Raw genomic sequence first — 19,478 nt, 5'->3', positions numbered from 1 at the left:
CTGACCGGCAGGCGCATTCTCCCCCGGGCGGCGGCCGGAAGTCACCCTCCCGCCGGGAAGCGCGGAGCGGGTGCCGGGGAAGCCCGTACCGGACGCCGCGCAGGCGGCGGGACGGCGGGGGAGCCGTGCGCCGCCGTGCGCGGCAGAGGGCGGCACGGGGTCAGACGATCTCGCGGAGCAGCCCGGTGTGGACGTCGAACACGAAGCCGCGCACGTCGTCGGTGTGCAGCAGGAAGGGCGAGGTGCGCACCCGCTGCATGGACTGCCGGACGTCGCCGTCCAGGTCGACGAATGACTCGACCGCCCACTGCGGGCGCTGGCCGACCTCCAGCTCCAGCTCGCGCCGGAAGTCCTCGGTGAGACCGAGGAGGCCGCAGCCGGTGTGGTGGATCAGCACGATCGAGCGGGTGCCGAGGGCGCGCTGGCTGATGGTGAGCGAGCGGATGGTGTCGTCGGTGACGACACCGCCGGCGTTGCGGAGCACGTGGGCGTCGCCGAGTTCGAGCCCGAGGGCGGCGAACAGGTCGAGCCGGGCGTCCATGCAGGCCACCACGGCGACCTTCTGGACGGGGCGGGCGTCCATGCCGCCGTCGCGGAAGGTCACCGCGTACTCGCGGTTGGACGCGGCGAAGCGGTCGATGATGTTCGGCGCGGTGGGGTCGGCAGCGGCGGTCGGCGTGGGCCGGTCGGGGGTCACTGTCATATCGGAGACGTTAGTGCGAATCACCGCCCCGTGGTGGGGTCGGGGGCTACAGAGTGCGTGGCTGTGACCGAGTGCATATGAACAACACGGCGGCCCGGGCGACCGTTTCGGCTGGGTATGTCCACCGGTCCCCAGGCCTGCCGGGCCCGGCGTGCGGCCCCGCCGCACCTCCCCGCGCGGCGCCGCCGGCGGGCCGCCGGGACGGCCGCGACCTGCGGCGATCCGTACCGCCGCCCGGGTGGTGCGCCGGAGCGGGCCATTGACTGACGGGGCGTGGGCGATAGAGTTGCGGCGCAGTGGAGCACACCCGCCGGGGCCCGTCAACCAGGCCTTTCCGGCCGGTGCGGCGGCCGACGCGGCCCGTGGCCTCCACCCGCTCCGTGCCACCTGGCGCACCTTCCCCGGCGCCGGGCGGTCACGACCTTCCCCCAGGAGCGGGCGGGGACCACGGGCCGCGTCCCGGCGCCCGGAAGCTCCCGCAGGGCGTGCCGTGCCGACCAGGACACGCCCCAGGCGCCGCTCACGGCGCACGGTGGGCCAAAATGGTCGGAGCTCCCGGACATCGGGCTGCTCCGCACCGAGGAAGGGCGCCACCGCGCATGACCACCAACGATCCGGCCCCCAAGCACGTCCCCGTGATGCTGCAGCGGTGCATGGACGCGCTCGCTCCCGCGATCTCGCGGCCGGGCGCCGTGGTGGTGGACGCCACCCTCGGCCTCGGCGGGCACAGCGAGGCGCTGCTGACCCAATTCCCGGACGTCCGGCTGGTCGCGGTGGACCGCGACCCGTCCGCGCTCGAACTCTCCGCCGCGCGGCTGGCGCCGTTCGGCGACCGGGCCACCCTGGTGCACGCCGTCTACGACGAGATCCCCGAGGTGCTGGAGCGCCTGGACATCCCCGAGGTGCAGGGCGTCCTGTTCGACCTCGGCGTCTCCTCGATGCAGCTGGACGAGGCCGACCGCGGCTTCGCGTACGCGCAGGACGCCCCGCTGGACATGCGGATGGACCAGACCCGGGGGATCAGCGCGGCCGAGGTGCTGAACACCTACAGCCACGGCCAGCTGGCCCGCATCCTCAAGGTCTACGGCGAGGAGCGGTTCGCCGGGAAGATCGCCTCGGTGATCGTGCGCGAGCGCGAGAAGGAACCGTTCACCACCAGCGCGCGTCTGGTCGAGTTGGTCCGCAACGCCATTCCGGCCGCCACCCGCCGCACCGGCGGCAACCCGGCCAAGCGCACCTTCCAGGCGCTGCGGATCGAGGTCAACGGCGAGCTGGAGGTGCTGGACCGGGCGATCCCGGGGGCTCTGGACGTGCTGGCGCTGGGCGGGCGGATCGTGGTGATGTCCTACCAGTCGCTGGAGGACCGCCTGGTCAAGCAGTACCTCGCCGCCGGGGCGACCAGCACCGCCCCGCCGGGGCTGCCGTTCGTCCCCGAGGAGCACCAGCCCTGGCTCAAGCTGATCACCCGCGGTGCCGAGCAGGCCACCGAGGAGGAGATCGAGGAGAACCGGCGCGCCGCGCCCGTGCGGCTGCGGGTGGCGGAGAGGATCAGGGACCGAAGCACCCGGGGCTGAGCGGGCCGGGGCGGGCCGAAGGGCGGAGGAGAGAGCGTGGGGCCGGTGGCCGGAGGCGGGGCGGGGAGCGCGGTGCTCCCCGGGCAGGGCGGCAGGGCGCGGATCACGGTCCGCCCCGGGCGGCGCCCGGTACGGGGGCGGACACCGTTCGCGGTCCTGGTGGTGGTCCTGCTCGCGGCCGGGCTGCTCGGCCTGCTGGCGTTGAACACCGCCCTGAACGAGGGCTCCTTCGAGCTCTCCAGGCTGCAGCGGCAGACCACCGTGCTCACCGACGAGCAGCAGGGCCTGCAGCACCAGATCGACCAGAACTCCGCGCCGGACGGGCTGGCGCGCCGGGCCGCCGAGCTGGGCCTGGTGCCGGCCGGCGGGATGGCCTTCCTGGACGTCCCGAACGGCGGCAAGGTGCTCGGGACGCCCAGCCCGGCCCAGGACAGCCAGCCGGTGAAACGATCCACCGCCGAGCCGTGGCCCGGGAAGCCGCAGCCCTCGCCGAGCGCCCAGCCCGGCACCGCCGCGCCCGGCGGCGACACCACCGTCCAGATCAACCCCGCCGTGCCCGCACCGGCCCCGAGCGGGGGTGCGGCCCGGTGAACGCATGGAGCATCGCCGTCCCCCCGGCCGGAGGCCGGGAGACGACCACCGGACCGTGCGCGTGGCACGGAGCGCCCGCCGGGCGGACCGCCGAGCGGACCGGGGTGGGCGCATGAGCACGCCCCGACAGCCCGGCAGCGGTTCCGGCGGAACCGGTGGAACCGGCCGCCCGCGGCCGACGGCGAAGGGCGCCGCACCGCGGCAGGCCCCGCGCGCGCAGTCGGCGGGCGGCCGGGCCCAGCCCGCCGGCGGCAAGGCGCAGCCCGCCAAGCCCGCCAAGGCCCAGCAGCCGAGGCCGCAGCCGGCCCGCTCCCAGCCGGCCAAGGCCCAGCCCGCCAAGCCGCAGCCCGCCAAGCCACAGCCCGCCCGGTCGAAGCAGCCCCCGGCGCCGGCGGCCGCCAAGGCCCAGCCGGCCCGGAGCCCGCAGGCCAAGGCCGCCGCCCCCCGGACGCCGCAGCAGCGCCGCACGGACGGCCGTCCGCCGGTCCGCGGCCAGGCGCCTGGCTCCGCCCGGCCGCGCCCGAAGTCCCGCCCGCCGCAGCGCCCGCAGGCCAAGGCGCTCAAGCTGGCCGACCCGCGCCGCCGGCTCCGGGTGGTCACGGTGGCGCTGTCCCTGGTGTTCTCGGTCTTCGCCGGCCGGCTGGTCCAGCTCCAGCTGCTGGACTCCGACGCGCTGGCCGCCGACGCCAACACCAACCGCTACCTGGACGTCCCGATCACCGCCGAGCGCGGCTCGATAACGTCCGCGGACGGGGTGGCGCTGGCCACCACCGTCGACGCGTACGACATCACCGCCGACCCGGCCATGTTCACCCCGGAGGCGGCCGGCATCCCGGACGCCCCCGAGCAGGCGGCCGCCCTGCTGGCGCCGATCCTCGGCCTGCCCAAGGAGCGGATCGCCGCCGACCTGCACACCCCCAAGACCCGCTACAAGCGGCTCGCCGCCCGGCAGACCCCGGACGTCAAGAACCAGATCGGCGACCTCAAGTCGACCCTGGAGAAGCAGGCCGGCTCCCGGTCCTGCACGGCCCAGAAGCGTCTGCTGAACAAGCCCGTGGACGAGGGCGGGCGGACCAGGCTGGACAACGAGTGCGTCAACCCGCTGGCCGGGGTGTTCAACCGGGAGACCCAGAAGCGGGTCTACCCCTCGGACGGGCTGGCGGCCAACCTGGTCGGCTTCGTCAACGCCGAGGGCGAGGGCGCGGGCGGGCTGGAGCAGCAGTACCAGAACGTGCTGGCCGGCCAGGAGGGCCACACCAGCTACGCCCAGGCGGGCGGCCGGCTGGTGCCCACCGCCGGCGGCTCGCGGGACCCGGCCGTGCCCGGCACCGACCTGCGGCTGACCATCAACCGGGACATCCAGTGGGCCGCCCAGCGGGCGATCACCGACCAGGTCGCCAACGCCGGGGCGGAGAAGGGCTACGTCATCGTCCAGGACGTGAAGAACGGCCAGGTCCTGGCGATGGCCACGTCGCCCGGTTTCAACCCGAACGACCTGAGCACCGCCAAGTCCGCGCAGCTGGGCAACGCGGCGCTCCAGGACGTCTACGAGCCGGGCTCCACCGCCAAGCTGATGACCATGGCCGCCGTGCTGGACACCGGCAAGGCGTCCTGGGACACCCACGTCACCGTGCCGTACCCGCTGGTCCGCGGAGACACGGCGTTCAAGGACGACGAGAAGCACGACACCTGGTACCTGACCCTGGCCGGGGTGCTCGCCAAGTCCTCCAACATCGGCACCATCGAGGCCGCCCAGACCCTCGGCGCCACCCAGCCCGAGGCCAACCAGGTGCTCTACGGCTACCTGCGCAAGTTCGGCATCGGCCAGCAGACCGGGCTGGGCTTCCCCGGCGAGACGGCCGGCCTGCTGGACAAGCCGGAGGACTGGAAGGCGTCCAAGCAGTACACCATCCCGTTCGGCCAGGGCCTGTCGGTGAACGCCCTGCAGGCGACCTCGGTGTACTCGACCATCGCCAACGGCGGGGTGCGGGTCGCGCCCAGCGTCGTCCAGGGCACCACCGCGCCGGACGGCCGGTACACCCCGGCCGCGCCCGGTGCGGAGTCCCGGGTGGTCAGCGAGCAGACCGCGAAGACGCTCACCGAGATGCTGGAGTCGGTGGTCACCGACGAGCAGGGCACCGGTGGCAAGGCGGCCATCCCCGGCTACCGGGTGGCCGGCAAGACCGGCACCGCCAACCGGGTGGACCCGAAGACCGGCGGCTACCGCGGGTACACCGCCTCGTTCATCGGCTTCGCCCCCGCCGACCAGCCCCGGGTCACCGTCTCCTGCGTGATCCAGGACCCGGTCAACGGCCACTTCGGCGGCCAGCTGTGCGGTCCGGTGTTCAAGCAGGTGATGGAGTTCACCCTCAAGACCCTCCAGGTCCCGCCGAGCGGCAGCGAGGCGCCCAACCTGCCCGTCGACTGGAAGCCGTGATCGACCATGAGCAACGACCGGGCGGGTGCGGCCGCCGGTACCGGAACGGGCCGGTTTGGCTCTGGACACCCTTCGGCGGATAGCCTCTCCGCCGTGCCGAAACCCGATCAAACCACCGTGAGTCCGCCCCGCCCCGCCCGGACGGGTGCCCGGCCGCTCGCCGAGATCGCCCGCCTGCTGGGCCTCGACCCCGTCGAGGGGCCCGAGGTCACCGGCGTGACCCACAACGCCCGCGAGGTCCGCCCCGGCGACCTGTACGTGGCGTTCCCCGGTGCCAACCACCACGGCGCCTCCTTCGCCGGCCAGGCCGCGGCGGCGGGCGCGGTGGCCGTGCTCACCGACCGTGCCGGAGCCGAGCTCACGGCCGGCACCGGCCTGCCGGTGCTGGTGGTCGACCGTCCGCGGGCCCGGATGGGCGAGCTGGCCGCCGAGGTCTACGGCGCGCCCTCCGAGCGGCTGCTGATGCTCGGGCTGACCGGCACCAACGGCAAGACCACCACCTCCTACCTGGTCGAGGGCGGCCTGCGCGGCGCCGGGCGCAGCCCCGGCGTGATCGGCACCGTCGAGATGCGGGTCGGCGAGGAGCGGATCAAGAGCGAGCGCACCACCCCCGAGGCCACCGACCTGCACGCGATCCTGGCCGTGATGGCCGAGCGCGGCGCGGACGCGGTGACCATGGAGGTCTCCAGCCACGCGCTGGTCTACGGCCGCACCGACGGCGTGGTCTACGACGTCGCGCTGTTCAACAACCTCACCCCCGAGCACCTCGACTTCCACCCGGACATGGAGGACTACTTCCAGGCCAAGGCCCGGCTCTTCCAGCCCGGCAAGTCGCGCGCGGGCGTGGCCAACCTGGACGACGCCTACGGGCGCCGGCTGGTCGCCGAGGCCAAGATCCCGGTCACCTCCTTCTCCGCCACCGGTGCGCCGGAGGCGGACTGGCGGGCGGTCGACGTGCAGCTCGGCCCGGTCGGCTCGACCTTCCGGGTCCTCGGCCCCGGCGGTGCCGAGGCCGACGCCGCCGTCCCGCTGCCCGGCCCGTTCAACGTCGCCAACGCGCTGGCCGCGATCACCGTGCTGGTGACCGCCGGGCTGCCGCTGGAGCAGGCCGTCGCCGGGGTCGCCGCGGTGCCCGGCGTGCCCGGCCGGCTGGAGCGCGTGGACGCCGGCCAGCCGTACGTCGCGGTGGTCGACTACGCACACAAGCCGGACGCGCTGGAGGCCGTGCTCGGCTCGCTGCGCGAGGTCACCAAGGGCCGGCTGCACGTGGTGGTCGGCTGCGGCGGCGACCGCGACCCGCACAAGCGCGGCCCGATGGGTGCCATCGCCGCCCGGCTCGCCGACACCGCCCTGCTGACCAGCGACAACCCGCGCAGCGAGGACCCGCTGGCGATCCTCGCCACCATGCTGACCGGCGCCTCCTCGGTGCCCGAGGCCGAGCGCGGCGCCGTCCTGGTCGTTCCCGACCGGGCCGAGGCGATCCACCTCGCGGTGGCCCGCGCCCAGGCCGGGGACACCGTGCTGGTGGCCGGCAAGGGCCATGAACTTGGCCAGTACGTCCGAGACGAGATCCGCCCCTTCGACGACCGGGAGGTCCTGCGCGAAGCCGTCGCGCGGACCACGGCCGCCCGGGGCACCGGAGAGGTAGAGCAGCCGTGATCGCACTGACCCTCGCCGAGGTGGCCGCAGCAGTCGGAGGCACCCTGGACGGCGCCGACCCCGCCACCCAGGTGACCGGACCGGTCGAGGTCGACTCCCGCAAGGTGCGGCCCGGCTGCCTCTTCGCGGCCTTCGTCGGCGAGCGCGTGGACGGCCACGACTACGCCGCGCAGGCGGTCGCGGCCGGCGCCGTCGCGGTGCTGGCCTCCCGCCCGGTCGGCGTGCCCGCCGTCCTGGTCGACAGCGTGGTGGACGCGCTCGGCAAGCTGGCCCGCACCGTGGTCGCCCGGGCCGAGGCCACCACCGTGGTCGCGCTGACCGGCTCGGCCGGCAAGACCAGCACCAAGGACCTGATCGCCCAGCTGCTGCAGCGCCACGGCGAGACGGTCTACCCGCCCGGCTCGCTCAACAACGAGATCGGCCACCCGATGACCGCGCTGCGGGTCGAGGCCGGCACCCGGCACCTGGTCATGGAGATGGGCGCCCGGCACAAGGGCGACATCGAGTACCTCACCTCGATCACCCCGCCCCGGATCGGCCTGGTGCTGAACGTCGGCACCGCGCACGTCGGCGAGTTCGGCTCCCAGGAGGCGATCGCCGAGGCCAAGGGCGAGCTGGTCGAGGCGCTGCCCGCGGACGGCGCCGCGATCCTCAACGCCGACGACCGGCTGGTGCGCGCGATGGCCGCCCGGACCAGGGCGAAGGTCGTCCTGTTCGGGGAGTCCCCGGACGCGCATGTCCGGGCACAGGATGTTCGCCTCGACTCCACCGGACGGCCATCGTTCACGCTGACCACCCCGGCCGGTTCCGCACCCGTGCACCTGCGCCTGTACGGTGAGCACCACGTCTCGAACGCCCTCGCCGCCGCCGCGGTGGCGGTGGAGCTCGGGATGTCCGTCGACGACACCGCCGAAGCACTCAGCGAGGCGGGTGCGCTGTCCCGCTGGCGCATGGAGGTCGTCGACCGGGCCGATGGTGTCACCGTCGTCAACGACGCCTACAACGCGAACCCCGACTCGATGCGGGCCGCGCTGCGGGCGTTGGTCTCGATGGGGGGCCGCGGCCCGGAGCGCCGCCGGACCTGGGCGGTGCTCGGCGAGATGCGGGAGCTCGGCGAGGAGAGCCTGGCCGAGCACGACGCCATCGGGCGGCTCGCCGTCCGGCTGGACGTCACCAAGCTGGTGGCGGTCGGCGGACGCGAGGCGGCCTGCATGGAACTGGGCGCGAGGAACGAAGGTTCGTGGGGTGAGGAGTCGGTGCTGGTGTCCGACGCGGACGCGGCGGTCGAACTGCTGCGCAGTCAGCTTCGGCCGGGGGATGTGGTCCTGGTGAAGGCCTCCCGTTCGGTGGGGCTGGAGAAGGTTGCCGAGGCGCTGCTCGCGGACGGTGCGGCCGCCTGATGAAGCAGATCCTCTTCTCCGGCATGATCGGTCTGGTCCTGTCGCTGCTCGGCACCCCGGCCCTGATCAAGCTGCTCGCACGGCACGGCTACGGCCAGTACATCCGCGACGACGGCCCGAAGGCGCACCACAGCAAGAAGGGCACGCCCACCATGGGCGGCATCGCCTTCATCCTGGCGACGCTGATCGCCTACTTCGCCACCAAGGCGATAACGGGCGAGTCCCCGACCGTCTCGGGGCTGCTGGTGCTCTTCCTGACGGCCGGTCTGGGCCTGGTCGGCTTCCTGGACGACTACATCAAGGTCGTCAAGCGCCGCTCGCTCGGTCTGCGGGCCAAGGCGAAGCTGCTCGGCCAGTCCTTCGTCGGCCTCGCCTTCGCGGGCCTGGCGATGCAGTTCAGCGACGACCGCGGACTCACCCCGGCCTCCCAGCACCTCTCCTTCGTCCGGGACTTCGGCTGGTCCATCGGCCCGGTCCTGTTCGTCATCTTCGCGTACTTCATGATCGCCGCGATGTCGAACGGCGTGAACCTGACCGACGGTCTGGACGGCCTCGCCACCGGTGCCTCGGTGATGGTCTTCGGCGCCTACACCTTCATCGGCCTCTGGGAGTACACCCAGAGCTGCGCGTACGCCATCACCGCCACCGCCCAGTGCTACGACGTCCGCGACCCGCTGGACCTCGCGGTGGTCGCCTCGGCCCTGATGGGCTCCTGCTTCGGCTTCCTGTGGTGGAACACCTCGCCCGCCAAGATCTTCATGGGTGACACCGGTTCGCTCGCCCTCGGCGGCGCCCTGGCCGGCCTGGCGATCTGCTCCCGCACCGAGCTGCTGGTCGCGGTGCTCGGCGGCCTCTTCGTGATCATCACCCTCTCGGTGATCATCCAGGTCGGCTCCTTCCGGATGACCGGCAAGCGCGTCTTCAAGATGGCCCCGCTGCAGCACCACTTCGAACTCAAGGGCTGGACCGAGGTCCTGATCGTGGTCCGGTTCTGGATCATCCAGGGCCTCTGCGTCGCCGTCGGCCTCGGCCTCTTCTACGCGGGATGGGTGACCGGATGACCGACCAGGACTTCGCGGACCTGCCCGTCGTCGTCGCCGGCCTCGGCGTCTCCGGCATCAGCGCCGCCCGCGTCCTGCACGGCCTCGGCGCCCGCGTCACCGTCGTGGACGGCGGCAGCGGCGAGGGCCTGCGGGCCCGCGCCGCCGAGCTGGAGGCCCAGGGCGTCACCGTCCGCCTCGGCGACGGCGACAGCCTCCCCGAGGGCACCCGGCTGGTCGTCACCTCGCCCGGCTGGCCGCCCAGCAGCCCGCTGTTCGCCGCCGCCGCCGCGGCCGGCGTCGAGGTCTGGGGCGACGTCGAGCTCGCCTGGCGCCTGCGCCGGCCGCACCCCGCCACCGGCGAGCCCGCCCCCTGGCTGGCCGTCACCGGCACCAACGGCAAGACCACCACCGTCCAGATGCTCGCCTCGATCCTCACCGCCGCCGGCAAGCGCACCGCCGCCGTCGGCAACGTCGGGGTCTCGGTGCTGGACGCCGTGCTCGCCGAGGAGCCGTACGACGTGCTCGCCGTCGAGCTCTCCAGCTACCAGCTGCACTGGGCGCCCTCGCTGCGCCCGTACTCGGCGGCCGTGCTCAACCTGGCGCCGGACCACCTGGACTGGCACGGCTCCATGGAGGCGTACGCCGCCGACAAGGGCCGGATCTACGAGGGCAACGTCGTCGCCTGCGTGTACAACCTGGCCGACCCGGCCACCGAGGCGCTGGTCCGCGAGGCCGACGTCGAGGAGGGCTGCCGGGCGGTCGGTTTCGGCCTCGGCGCACCCGCCCTGTCGAACTTCGGCGTGGTCGACGGCCTGCTGGTGGACCGCGCCTTCGTCCCGGACCGGGCCAAGAACGCGGCCGAGCTGGGCTCCGTCGAGGACGTGCACCCGCCGGCCCCGCACAACATCGCCAACGCGCTCGCCGCCGCCGCCCTCGCCCGGGCGTACGGGGTCGAGGCCAAGGCCGTCCGCGAGGGCCTGCGGGCCTTCCGCCCGGACGCCCACCGGATCGCCGAGGTCGGCGTGGTCGGCGGCGTCGCGTACGTCGACGACTCCAAGGCCACCAACACCCACGCCGCGGCGGCCTCGCTGGCCGCCTACCGGCCGGTCGTCTGGATCGCCGGCGGCCTGGCCAAGGGCGCCGCCTTCGACGACCTGGTCCAGGGCGCGGCCGGGCGGCTGCGTGCCGCGGTGCTGATCGGCGAGGACCGCGCGCTGATCCGGGAGGCCCTGGCGCGACACGCGCCGGATGTCCCGGTGATCGAGGCGGCCGAGGGCCAGACTGGCGCGGTGGCGATGACCGAGGTGGTTCGCACGGCCGCGTCACTCGCCCAGCCGGGGGACACCGTGCTGCTGGCCCCGGCCTGCGCCTCGATGGACATGTTCACCAACTACGGCGAGCGCGGCGACCTCTTCGCGGCGGCGGTCCGGGAGCTGGCGGACCACTGACGGGGGGCTCCGGCGAGCGGGCTCCGGCCCGGGCGGGCGAGGCGCAGAAGGTGGGAGAGCAGAGGGTGGCGGGGCAGGGCAGGGCGGGCGGTTCCGGTGCGCCGGAGAAGGCGCCCGCCGATCCGTGGCGGGTGATCTCGGCCACCACCACCGCCTACAAGTCGGCCGGCCCGGTGGCCCGCGTACAGGCCTTCCGGGCCCGTCTGCGGTACACCCTGGACCGGCCGCTCACGCCCTACCTGCTGATCATCGGCGCGACGCTGCTGCTGGTGGTGCTCGGCCTGCTGATGGTCTTCTCCGCCTCGCAGATCCTCGCCCTGGGCCAGCACCGCTCGGCGCAGTACTACTTCCTCAAACAGCTGGTCGCGGCCATGCTCGGCCTCGTCCTGCTGATCTGCTTCGCGGCCGTCCCGGTGGCCGTCCTGCGGGTGATCGTCTACCCGGTGATGTTCGGGGTGATCGGCGCGCTCGCGCTGGTCGCGATCCCCGGCGTCGGGGTGGAGGTCAACGGCAACCGGAATTGGCTGGATCTGGGCTTCTTCCAGTTCCAGCCGTCCGAGTTCGCCAAGCTCGCCCTGGTGCTCTGGGGCGCCGACCTGCTCGCCCGCAAACAGCGGAACGGCACCCTGGACCAGTGGAAACACCTGCTGGTCCCGCTGGTGCCGGGGGCCCTGCTGCTGCTGGCGATGATCATGCTCGGCGGTGACATGGGCACCTCGATGATCCTGGTGGCCATGCTGTTCGGCCTGCTCTGGATGGTCGGCGCGCCACTGCGGCTGTTCGTGGCCACCCTCGGCGTCGCCGTCGTGGTCTGCACCGCCCTGGTGGTGACCGTCCCGCACCGGGCCGAACGGCTCTCCTGCATCGGCGTCACCAAGCTCGACCCGGCCGGCGCCTGCTTCCAGGCCCTGCACGGGGTCTACTCGTTCGGGCTCGGCGGGCTGTTCGGATCCGGCCTCGGCGCGGGCGTGGAGAAATGGGGCCAGCTCCCGGAGGCGCACACCGACTTCATCTTCGCCGCGACCGGCGAGGAACTGGGCCTGGTGGGGACGCTGTCGGTGATCGGTCTCTTTGCGGCACTAGGCTACGCGGGTATCCGTGTGGCCATCGGTACGAAGGACCCCTTCGTCAGGTACGCCGCGGGAGCCGCCACCACCTGGATCACGGCGCAGGCCGTGATCAACCTGGGGTCGGCGCTGGGACTGCTGCCCATCGCGGGCGTCCCGCTCCCGCTGTTCTCCTACGGCGGTTCCGCCATGCTGTCGGCCATGTCCGCGATCGGGGTGCTGCTCTGCCTGGCACGCAGCTCCTCGGGCGCGAAGGCGGCCCTGGCCGCCCGGAACAAGAACTCCCGGATCAGGAGACGACTGGCCCGGGTGCTGCCACGACGACGAACCACAGCGCGCCCGGCCCCGGTGCCGGCGCGCAGGGAGCGGTGAATTTCGGTGCATGTCGTACTCGCCGGCGGGGGGACCGCCGGTCACATCGAGCCGGCCCTCGCCCTCGCGGACGCCCTCCGCAGGCACGACCCGTCCATCGGGATCACCGCCCTGGGCACCGAGCGCGGCCTGGAGACCCGGCTGGTACCCGAGCGCGGCTACCAGCTGGAGCTGATCCCGGCCGTCCCGCTGCCGCGCAAGCCCACACCCGAGCTGATCACCGTGCCGGGCCGGCTGCGCGGCACCGTCCGGGCCGCCCAGGAGATCATCGAGCGGGTCAACGCCGACGTCGTGGTCGGCTTCGGCGGCTACGTCGCGATGCCGGCCTACCTGGCGGCCAAGCGGGCCGGCGTGCCGATCGTGGTGCACGAGGCCAACGCGCGCCCCGGCCTGGCCAACAAGATCGGCGCCCGGTACAGCGACTTCGTCGCCGTCTCCACGCCGGACAGCAAGCTGCGCGACTCCCGGTACATCGGCATCCCGCTGCGCCGGACCATCGCCACGCTGGACCGCAACGCGGCCCGCCCGGAGGCCCGGCAGTACTTCGGCCTCGACCAGCGGCTGCCCACCCTGCTGGTCTCCGGCGGCTCGCAGGGCGCCCGCCGGCTCAACGAGACCGTCACCGCGATCGCGCCGCGGCTGCAGCAGTACGGCGTGCAGATCCTGCACGCGGTGGGCCCGAAGAACGAGCTGCCGCAGGTGGACGACATCCCCGGGATGCCGCCGTACCGGCCGGTGCCGTACGTGGACCGGATGGACCTCGCGTACGCCGCGGCCGACCTGATGCTCTGCCGGGCCGGCGCCATGACGGTGGCCGAGCTGGCCGCCGTCGGCCTGCCCGCCGCCTTCGTCCCGCTGCCGATCGGCAACGGCGAGCAGCGGCTGAACGCCCAGCCGATGGTCAAGGCCGGCGGCGGCCTGCTGGTCGACGACGCCGAGCTGACCCCGGACTGGGTGCTGCAGAACGTGCTGCCGGTGCTCACCGACCCGCAGCGGCTCTGGGACATGAGCCGCGCGGCCGCCGAGTTCGGCCGCCGGGACGCCGACGAGCTGCTGGTCGGCATGGTGTACGAGGCCATCGAGGCCGCCCGGGGCGGCCGCCGTCGTGGCTGACGGCCGGCTCGCCGACCCTCCCCCGGCCTCCGGCCGGGGGAACCCCCGGGAGGAGCTGGAGCTGGAGGACTACGGTCCCCGGCTCCGGCTCTCCCGGCGGGGCATCGTGGTGCTGGGCGCGCTCGGCGCCACGGTGCTCGGCGTGCTGGCCTGGCTGGTTTTCTACTCCTCGGTGCTCGACGTGCGCAGCGTCGCGGTGCAGGGGGTCTCGGACGACAGGCTGACGGCCGACCAGGTCCGCGCGGCGGTCGGCGAGCTCGGCGACGGTCCGCTGGCCCAGGTGGACCTCGCCGACGTCACCCGCCGGGTCGAGGCGATCCCGCGGGTGGCCGGGGCCGAGGTCTGGCGCGGCTGGCCGCACACGCTGCAGGTGAAGATCACCCAGCGGCAGGCGGTGGCCGCGGTCAAGGGGGAGGACGGCCGGTTCACGCAGGTCGACGCGGCCGGCGTGAGCTTCGCCACCGAGGCGGCCGCCCCCGAGGGGGTGCCGGTGGTCGAGCTGCGGCTCAGCCAGCCGGCCCGGGACGTGGAACCGGTGATCAACCGGGCGCAGTTGGTGCAGGGCGCGGTGGCGGTGGCCGCCGGGCTGCCCGCCGAGGTCCGGCAGCGGGCGGGGGCGGTGCTGGTGCACTCGTACGACGACATCCAGCTGCAGCTCGCCGGGGGTGCGACGGTCCACTGGGGGAGTCCGGAGCAGATCGATCGAAAGGCCCGGGTGCTGGTGGCGCTGCTGCATCAGAAGGGTACGAACTTCGACGTGAGTGCGCCGGAGGCGCCGGCGGTGTCCGGATGATCCGGTAGGTTCTTTGTGTGGGGAAGGGGTTGACGCCTTTCGGCGGCGGCCCGAACCTTGGTGGTCACCCCGGTTTCACCGGCCGGTTGATGATCACATAGGCTCAAAAGAAAAAGGGAAGCTCGGCGTGTTCGTTGAAACACGTGCCCGGGGCCACCTAGTGTCCTGTGTCACCAGACTGTGTCCCCTGGTGATGTGACGGGGGCACAGGACTAACCCTAAAGGTCAAGTTTAGGGTTGGGGTCGGCGGTCGGCATTTCGGACATTCAGTCAGAAACCAGGCTCCCTACCCATCGACATCCGTCGGAACGGCACCTCACCGGGGGCCGGGCCGACCCGGAAATTCGAGGCGAGAGGCCTTCGACGTGGCAGCACCGCAGAACTACCTCGCAGTCATCAAGGTCGTCGGTATCGGCGGCGGTGGTGTCAACGCCATCAACCGGATGATCGAGGTCGGTCTCAAGGGCGTCGAGTTCATCGCGATCAACACCGATGCGCAGGCCCTCCTGATGAGCGACGCCGACGTCAAGCTCGATGTGGGCCGTGAACTCACCCGGGGCCTCGGCGCCGGCGCCAACCCCGAGGTCGGCCGGAAGGCCGCCGAGGACCACCGCGAGGAGATCGAGGAGGTCCTCAAGGGGGCCGACATGGTCTTCGTCACCGCGGGCGAGGGCGGTGGCACGGGCACGGGCGGCGCGCCCGTGGTGGCCAACATCGCCCGCTCGCTCGGCGCGCTGACCATCGGCGTGGTCACCCGGCCCTTCACCTTCGAGGGCCGTCGCCGGGCCAACCAGGCCGAGGACGGCATCGCCGGCCTGCGCGAAGAGGTCGACACCCTCATCGTCATCCCGAACGACCGGCTGCTGTCCATCTCGGACCGCCAGGTCAGCGTGCTGGACGCGTTCCGCTCCGCCGACCAGGTGCTGCTCTCCGGTGTCCAGGGCATCACCGACCTGATCACCACCCCGGGTCTGATCAACCTCGACTTCGCCGACGTCAAGTCGGTCATGTCGGACGCCGGCTCGGCGCTGATGGGCATCGGCTCCGCCCGCGGCGAGGACCGCGCCAAGGCGGCCGCCGTGATGGCGATCTCCTCGCCGCTGCTGGAGGCCTCGATCGACGGCGCCCGCGGCGTCCTGCTCTCCATCTCCGGCGGCTCCGACCTCGGCCTGTTCGAGATCAACGAGTCGGCCCAGCTGGTCAGCGAGGCCGCGCACCCCGAGGCCAACATCATCTTCGGTGCGGTCATCGACGACGCGCTCGGCGACGAGGTCCGGGTCACCGTGATCGCGGCCGGCTTCGACGGCGGCCAGCCGCCCGCCATCGTCCGCGACCCGGTGGTCAAGGCCTCGCAGCAGACCCCGGCGGCCGGCACCCCGGCCGCCGCCCCCGAGCGCCCGGCGACCCGCCCCTCCTACGGGAGCATCGGCTCGGTGACCGCCCGGTCGGACGCCGAGGCCCCGGCCCCGGCCCGTCCGGCCGAGACCCCGGCCACCGCGACCGCGGCCCCGGTGCCGCCGCAGGTGCAGCCGGCCCGCCAGCCGTTCGTGGAGAGCCCCGCCGAGGAGCTCGACGTCCCGGACTTCCTTAAGTGATCGATCGCGTCGAACGCAACGGTGCTCACTTCGCCTTCACCACCCGGTGGGGCGGGGTGAGCACTTCGCCGTACGGGGAGCTGAACCTCGGCGGCGCGGTGGGGGACGACCCGGCGGCCGTCCGGGAGAACCGGGTGCTCGCCGCCCGCGAGCTCGGGCTGGACCCGGCCGACGTGGTCTGGATGAACCAGGTGCACGGGGCGGACGTCGCCGTGGTGACGGAGCGCCAGCCGGCCGGGGAGGCCCCGACGGTCGACGCGCTCGTCACCGACCGGCCGCTGGCACTGGCGGTGCTCACCGCCGACTGCACCCCGGTCCTGCTGGCCGACCCGGTGGCGGGCGTCGTCGGGGCGGCCCACGCGGGCCGGCCCGGGCTCGCGGCCGGCGTGGTGCCGGCGGTGGTCCGGGCGATGACGGAGCTGGGCGCCGAGCCGGAGCGGATCACCGCCGCGATCGGGCCCGCCGTCTGCGGACGCTGCTACGAGGTGCCGGACGGACTGCGCACGGAGGTCGCCGGGCTGGTGCCGGCCACCCGCGCCGAGACCTCCTGGGGGACCCCGGCGCTGGACCTGCCGGCGGGAGTGGCGGCGCAGCTGGCCGCCGCGGGAGTCACCGGGCCGGTGCGGTCACCGGTCTGCACCCTCGAATCCTCCGATCACTACTCCTACCGCCGTGAGCAGCGCACGGGGCGGCTCGCGAGCTACGTCTGGTTGGGCTCTGGACTCTCATGACGAACGACATCTACGGACCGTTCCCGGGCGGCCGGGAATTCCTCGCCTCCCTGACGGAGGGCCAGCGGGCCCGGTACGAGGAGCTCGGCACCAACCTGGAGGTCGTCGAGCGGCGGATCGCCGACGCCTGCGCGGCCGCCGGGCGGCCGCGCCACGAGGTGAAGCTGGTCGTCGTCACCAAGACCTATCCGGCCGAGGACACCGCGCTGCTGGCCGGACTCGGCGTCACCGACGTCGCGGAGAACCGGGACCAGGACGCCGCCCCCAAGGCGGAGCAGTGCAGAAACCTTCCGCTGGACTGGCACTTCGTCGGCCAGCTGCAGACCAACAAGGTCCGCTCGGTCGTCCGGTACGCGAATCACGTGCACTCGGTGGACCGGCTGCGGCTGGTCGAGTCGCTCTCCGCGGCCGTGCTGAAGGCCGGGCGGCCCGAGCTGGGCTGCCTGGTGCAGGTCGCGCTGGACAAGGCGCACGGCGAGGCCGAGGGCCGGGCCGGGGTCGCCCCGGAGGACGTCCCGGCGCTGGCCGACGCGATCGCCGGCGCGCCCGGCCTCCGGCTGGACGGCGTGATGACCGTCGCGCCGCTGGCCGGACCGCTCGCCGGTGACCCGGCCCGGGCGTTCGGGCGGTTGGCGGAAATCGCAACCGCAGTACGGGCGGCCCATCCTGCTGCCACCATGGTCTCCGCAGGGATGAGTGGTGACCTGGAGCAGGCCGTTGCCGCCGGGGCGACACACGTGCGCGTCGGAACGGCGGTACTCGGAGTGCGGTCACCCCTCAGGTAACGTCACCGGGTAGTAGATCAGACTGCAGGACAAAATAGGACAGAAGCTAGCAGCTGTACCGGGCGCTAGCCAACCGTGGATCGCAGCTCCGCGGGTCCCCACCCGAACTTCTGACCGGCCGTCGGCCTGCCGGATCGTCATGGGCGGACCGCGGAATCCGCAGCCGGGGCCCCAGCGGCCTGGCCGCCGGTGAAGGAGCCGGTCCACCACCAGCGGAGGAGACAGGAGCATGGCCGGCGCGATGCGCAAGATGGCGGTCTACCTCGGCCTCGTGGAGGACGAGACGTACGACGGCCAGGGGTACGACCCCGATGACGACTACGACGCGGACCCGGAGCCGATCCGTCCCGGGCGGACGGAGGACATCCCCCGGCCGGCCGCGCCGGCGCCCGCTCCGGTCTCCTCGATCACCCCGCAGCCGGTGCCGGCCGCGGTGCCGATCCGGCAGGAGACTCCGAGGATGGCCCCAGTGTCGTCCATCACACCCGAACGCCGCCACAACCTGGAGAAGAGCGCCCCGGTGATCATGCCCAAGGTAGTGAACGAACGAGAGCCCTACCGCATCACCACGCTGCACCCCCGGACCTACAACGAGGCCCGTACCATCGGGGAACAGTTCCGCGGCGGGACTCCGGTGATCATGAATCTGACCGAGATGGACGACACCGATGCCAAGCGCCTCGTAGACTTCGCCGCTGGACTCGTCTTCGGTCTGCACGGCAGTATCGAGCGCGTGACGCAGAAGGTGTTCCTGCTGTCGCCTGCTAACGTCGATGTCACGGCGGAGGACAAGGCTCGGATCGCCGAGGGTGGGTTCTTCAACCAGAGCTGACCCGGCCACGACTTTACGTGTGGATCTGATCGACAGCGAGTTAGCGACAGGCGGCACGGCCCGAGGGCCGCGGACCGGGGAGAGGGGAGCGCGATGGAGATCGTGTGGGCGGTGCTCTACTACGCGCTGACCGTCTTCCTGGTGTTCCTGCTTGCGCGGCTGGTGATGGACTGGGTGTTCCAGTTCGCGCGTTCGTGGCGGCCCGGCAAGGCCATGGTCCTGGTCCTGGAGGCCACGTACACTGTCACGGATCCGCCGCTCAAGCTTCTTCGGCGGTTCATCCCGCCGTTGCGTCTCGGGGGCGTGGCGCTCGACCTGTCCTTCTTCGTACTGATGATCATTGTGTATGTCCTGATCTCGCTTGTGCGGCCCTAGTCGTAGGTGAGCGATGCGACAGGATGCCGGTGTGCCGACGATCACGTTGAGGTGAAGAGATGCCATTGACCCCCGAGGACGTTCGGAACAAGCAGTTCACGACCGTCCGCCTGCGCGAAGGCTATGACGAGGACGAGGTCGATGCCTTCCTCGACGAGGTCGAGGCGGAGCTGACCCGCCTTCTCCGCGAGAACGAGGACCTGCGCGCCAAGCTGGCCGCCGCGACCCGTGCCGCCGCGCAGAACCAGGCCAACATGCGCAAGGAGCCGCCGCAGGAGGCGCGTCCCGGCGCTCCCGTGCCTGCCGCCATATCCGGCCCGCCGGTCCCCGGCCAGCAGCAGGGCCCCGGCCCGCAGCAGATGGGCGGCCCCGGTGGCCCCCAGCAGATGGGCGGCCCGCAGCAGCAGATGGGCAACCAGCCGCTCGGCCTGCCGTCCGGCGCCCCGCAGCTCCCCGCCGGCCAGGGTGGTCCGATGGGCGGCCCGCAGCAGCAGATGAACCAGACCATGGGCGGCCAGCAGCAGCTGGTCCAGCCGATGGGCGGTCAGATGCTCCAGCCGATGGGCGGCCCCGGCGGCCCGCAGGGCATGGGCAACCCGATGGGCCAGGGCATGGGCCAGCAGCAGATGCAGCAGATGGGCGGCCCGATGGGCGGTCCGCAGCAGCAGATGGGCGGCCCGCTCGGCGGCCCCATGCAGCAGCCGCAGCAGGGCCCCGGCGGCGACAGCGCGGCCCGCGTCCTGGCGCTCGCCCAGCAGACCGCCGACCAGGCGATCTCCGAGGCCCGCTCCGAGGCCAACAAGATCGTCGGCGAGGCGCGCAGCCGGGCCGAGGGCCTGGAGCGCGACGCCCGCGCCAAGGCCGACCGATGGCGTTGGCCAGGTCCACGTCCATGCCGATGATCTTGCCCGAGGAGTCCTGGTACTCGTTGGGCGCGTACGAGGCGTCGGCGGCCACAAC

At 73.1% G+C, this 19,478-nt stretch carries 16 protein-coding genes and 1 pseudogene; 16 read left to right on the top strand and 1 reads right to left on the bottom strand.

Features of this window, described 5'->3' with window-relative positions:
• Window positions 1-160: 160 nt before the first annotated feature.
• On the bottom strand, window positions 161-703 hold the full coding sequence (locus ABZ885_RS09960; RefSeq protein WP_360185773.1) for a carbonic anhydrase: 543 nt from the start codon (window positions 701-703) through the stop codon (window positions 161-163).
• Window positions 704-1,302: 599 nt separating this feature from the next.
• Between ABZ885_RS09960 and rsmH the strand changes: the two genes are divergently transcribed.
• The 16 genes and pseudogenes from rsmH to ABZ885_RS09880 all read left to right on the top strand — a co-directional run.
• Entirely contained in the window at window positions 1,303-2,277 is a 975-nt protein-coding gene (gene rsmH / locus ABZ885_RS09955) for a 16S rRNA (cytosine(1402)-N(4))-methyltransferase RsmH (protein ID WP_360185770.1), read from the top strand.
• Between the two features lie 102 nt (window positions 2,278-2,379).
• The gene (locus ABZ885_RS09950) at window positions 2,380-2,868 is read left to right on the top strand and encodes a cell division protein FtsL (protein ID WP_360185819.1); all 489 of its coding nucleotides are present in this window, start codon (window positions 2,380-2,382) and stop codon (window positions 2,866-2,868) included.
• Between the two features lie 112 nt (window positions 2,869-2,980).
• Window positions 2,981-5,305 (top strand): penicillin-binding transpeptidase domain-containing protein, encoded by a 2,325-nt coding sequence (locus ABZ885_RS09945; protein WP_360185767.1) that lies wholly within the window; start codon window positions 2,981-2,983, stop codon window positions 5,303-5,305.
• Window positions 5,306-5,398: 93 nt separating this feature from the next.
• Window positions 5,399-6,964, top strand: coding sequence for a UDP-N-acetylmuramoyl-L-alanyl-D-glutamate--2,6-diaminopimelate ligase (locus ABZ885_RS09940; protein WP_360185764.1), 1,566 nt, complete (start codon window positions 5,399-5,401; stop codon window positions 6,962-6,964).
• The gene (murF, locus tag ABZ885_RS09935) at window positions 6,961-8,364 is read left to right on the top strand and encodes a UDP-N-acetylmuramoyl-tripeptide--D-alanyl-D-alanine ligase (protein ID WP_360185761.1); all 1,404 of its coding nucleotides are present in this window, start codon (window positions 6,961-6,963) and stop codon (window positions 8,362-8,364) included. Before ABZ885_RS09940 ends, murF begins: the two co-directional genes overlap by 4 nt.
• Window positions 8,364-9,425: a phospho-N-acetylmuramoyl-pentapeptide-transferase gene (gene mraY / locus ABZ885_RS09930; protein WP_360185758.1), complete on the top strand. Its 1,062-nt coding sequence runs from the start codon at window positions 8,364-8,366 to the stop codon at window positions 9,423-9,425. Before murF ends, mraY begins: the two co-directional genes overlap by 1 nt.
• Window positions 9,422-10,855 carry a UDP-N-acetylmuramoyl-L-alanine--D-glutamate ligase gene (gene murD, locus ABZ885_RS09925; RefSeq protein ID WP_360185756.1) on the top strand — a complete coding sequence of 478 codons (1,434 nt, stop codon included), beginning with the start codon at window positions 9,422-9,424 and terminating at the stop codon, window positions 10,853-10,855. Before mraY ends, murD begins: the two co-directional genes overlap by 4 nt.
• Before the next feature lie 173 nt (window positions 10,856-11,028).
• Window positions 11,029-12,294, top strand: a complete 1,266-nt coding sequence (gene ftsW, locus ABZ885_RS09920; RefSeq protein WP_360185816.1) for a putative lipid II flippase FtsW — start codon at window positions 11,029-11,031, stop codon at window positions 12,292-12,294.
• A 6-nt stretch (window positions 12,295-12,300) separates the two neighbouring features.
• On the top strand, window positions 12,301-13,407 hold the full coding sequence (murG, locus tag ABZ885_RS09915; protein WP_360185753.1) for an undecaprenyldiphospho-muramoylpentapeptide beta-N-acetylglucosaminyltransferase: 1,107 nt from the start codon (window positions 12,301-12,303) through the stop codon (window positions 13,405-13,407).
• Complete coding sequence (locus ABZ885_RS09910; protein WP_360185750.1) at window positions 13,400-14,200, top strand: FtsQ-type POTRA domain-containing protein; 801 nt, start codon at window positions 13,400-13,402, stop codon at window positions 14,198-14,200. Before murG ends, ABZ885_RS09910 begins: the two co-directional genes overlap by 8 nt.
• Window positions 14,201-14,565: 365 nt before the next feature.
• The gene (gene ftsZ, locus ABZ885_RS09905; RefSeq protein ID WP_360185748.1) at window positions 14,566-15,795 is read left to right on the top strand and encodes a cell division protein FtsZ; all 1,230 of its coding nucleotides are present in this window, start codon (window positions 14,566-14,568) and stop codon (window positions 15,793-15,795) included.
• Window positions 15,792-16,526: a peptidoglycan editing factor PgeF gene (gene pgeF / locus ABZ885_RS09900; protein WP_360185745.1), complete on the top strand. Its 735-nt coding sequence runs from the start codon at window positions 15,792-15,794 to the stop codon at window positions 16,524-16,526. Before ftsZ ends, pgeF begins: the two co-directional genes overlap by 4 nt.
• Window positions 16,523-17,311 carry a YggS family pyridoxal phosphate-dependent enzyme gene (locus tag ABZ885_RS09895; protein WP_360185742.1) on the top strand — a complete coding sequence of 263 codons (789 nt, stop codon included), beginning with the start codon at window positions 16,523-16,525 and terminating at the stop codon, window positions 17,309-17,311. The genes pgeF and ABZ885_RS09895 overlap by 4 nt, the downstream gene beginning before the upstream one ends.
• A 229-nt stretch (window positions 17,312-17,540) precedes the next feature.
• The gene (gene sepF / locus ABZ885_RS09890; RefSeq protein WP_360185740.1) at window positions 17,541-18,143 is read left to right on the top strand and encodes a cell division protein SepF; all 603 of its coding nucleotides are present in this window, start codon (window positions 17,541-17,543) and stop codon (window positions 18,141-18,143) included.
• 93 nt (window positions 18,144-18,236) lie between these two features.
• Window positions 18,237-18,518, top strand: a complete 282-nt coding sequence (locus ABZ885_RS09885; protein ID WP_360185738.1) for a YggT family protein — start codon at window positions 18,237-18,239, stop codon at window positions 18,516-18,518.
• A gap of 59 nt (window positions 18,519-18,577) precedes the next feature.
• Window positions 18,578-19,384, top strand: a pseudogene (locus ABZ885_RS09880) (DivIVA domain-containing protein); the annotation flags it as partial.
• Window positions 19,385-19,478: the final 94 nt, after the last annotated feature.

This window comes from Kitasatospora sp. NPDC047058 (genome assembly GCF_040643935.1).
In the GTDB taxonomy this organism is placed as follows: Bacteria; Actinomycetota; Actinomycetes; order Streptomycetales; family Streptomycetaceae; genus Kitasatospora.
The sequence above is the reverse complement of the archived record's forward strand: the minus strand, read 5'-3'. Positions and strand labels throughout refer to the sequence as shown.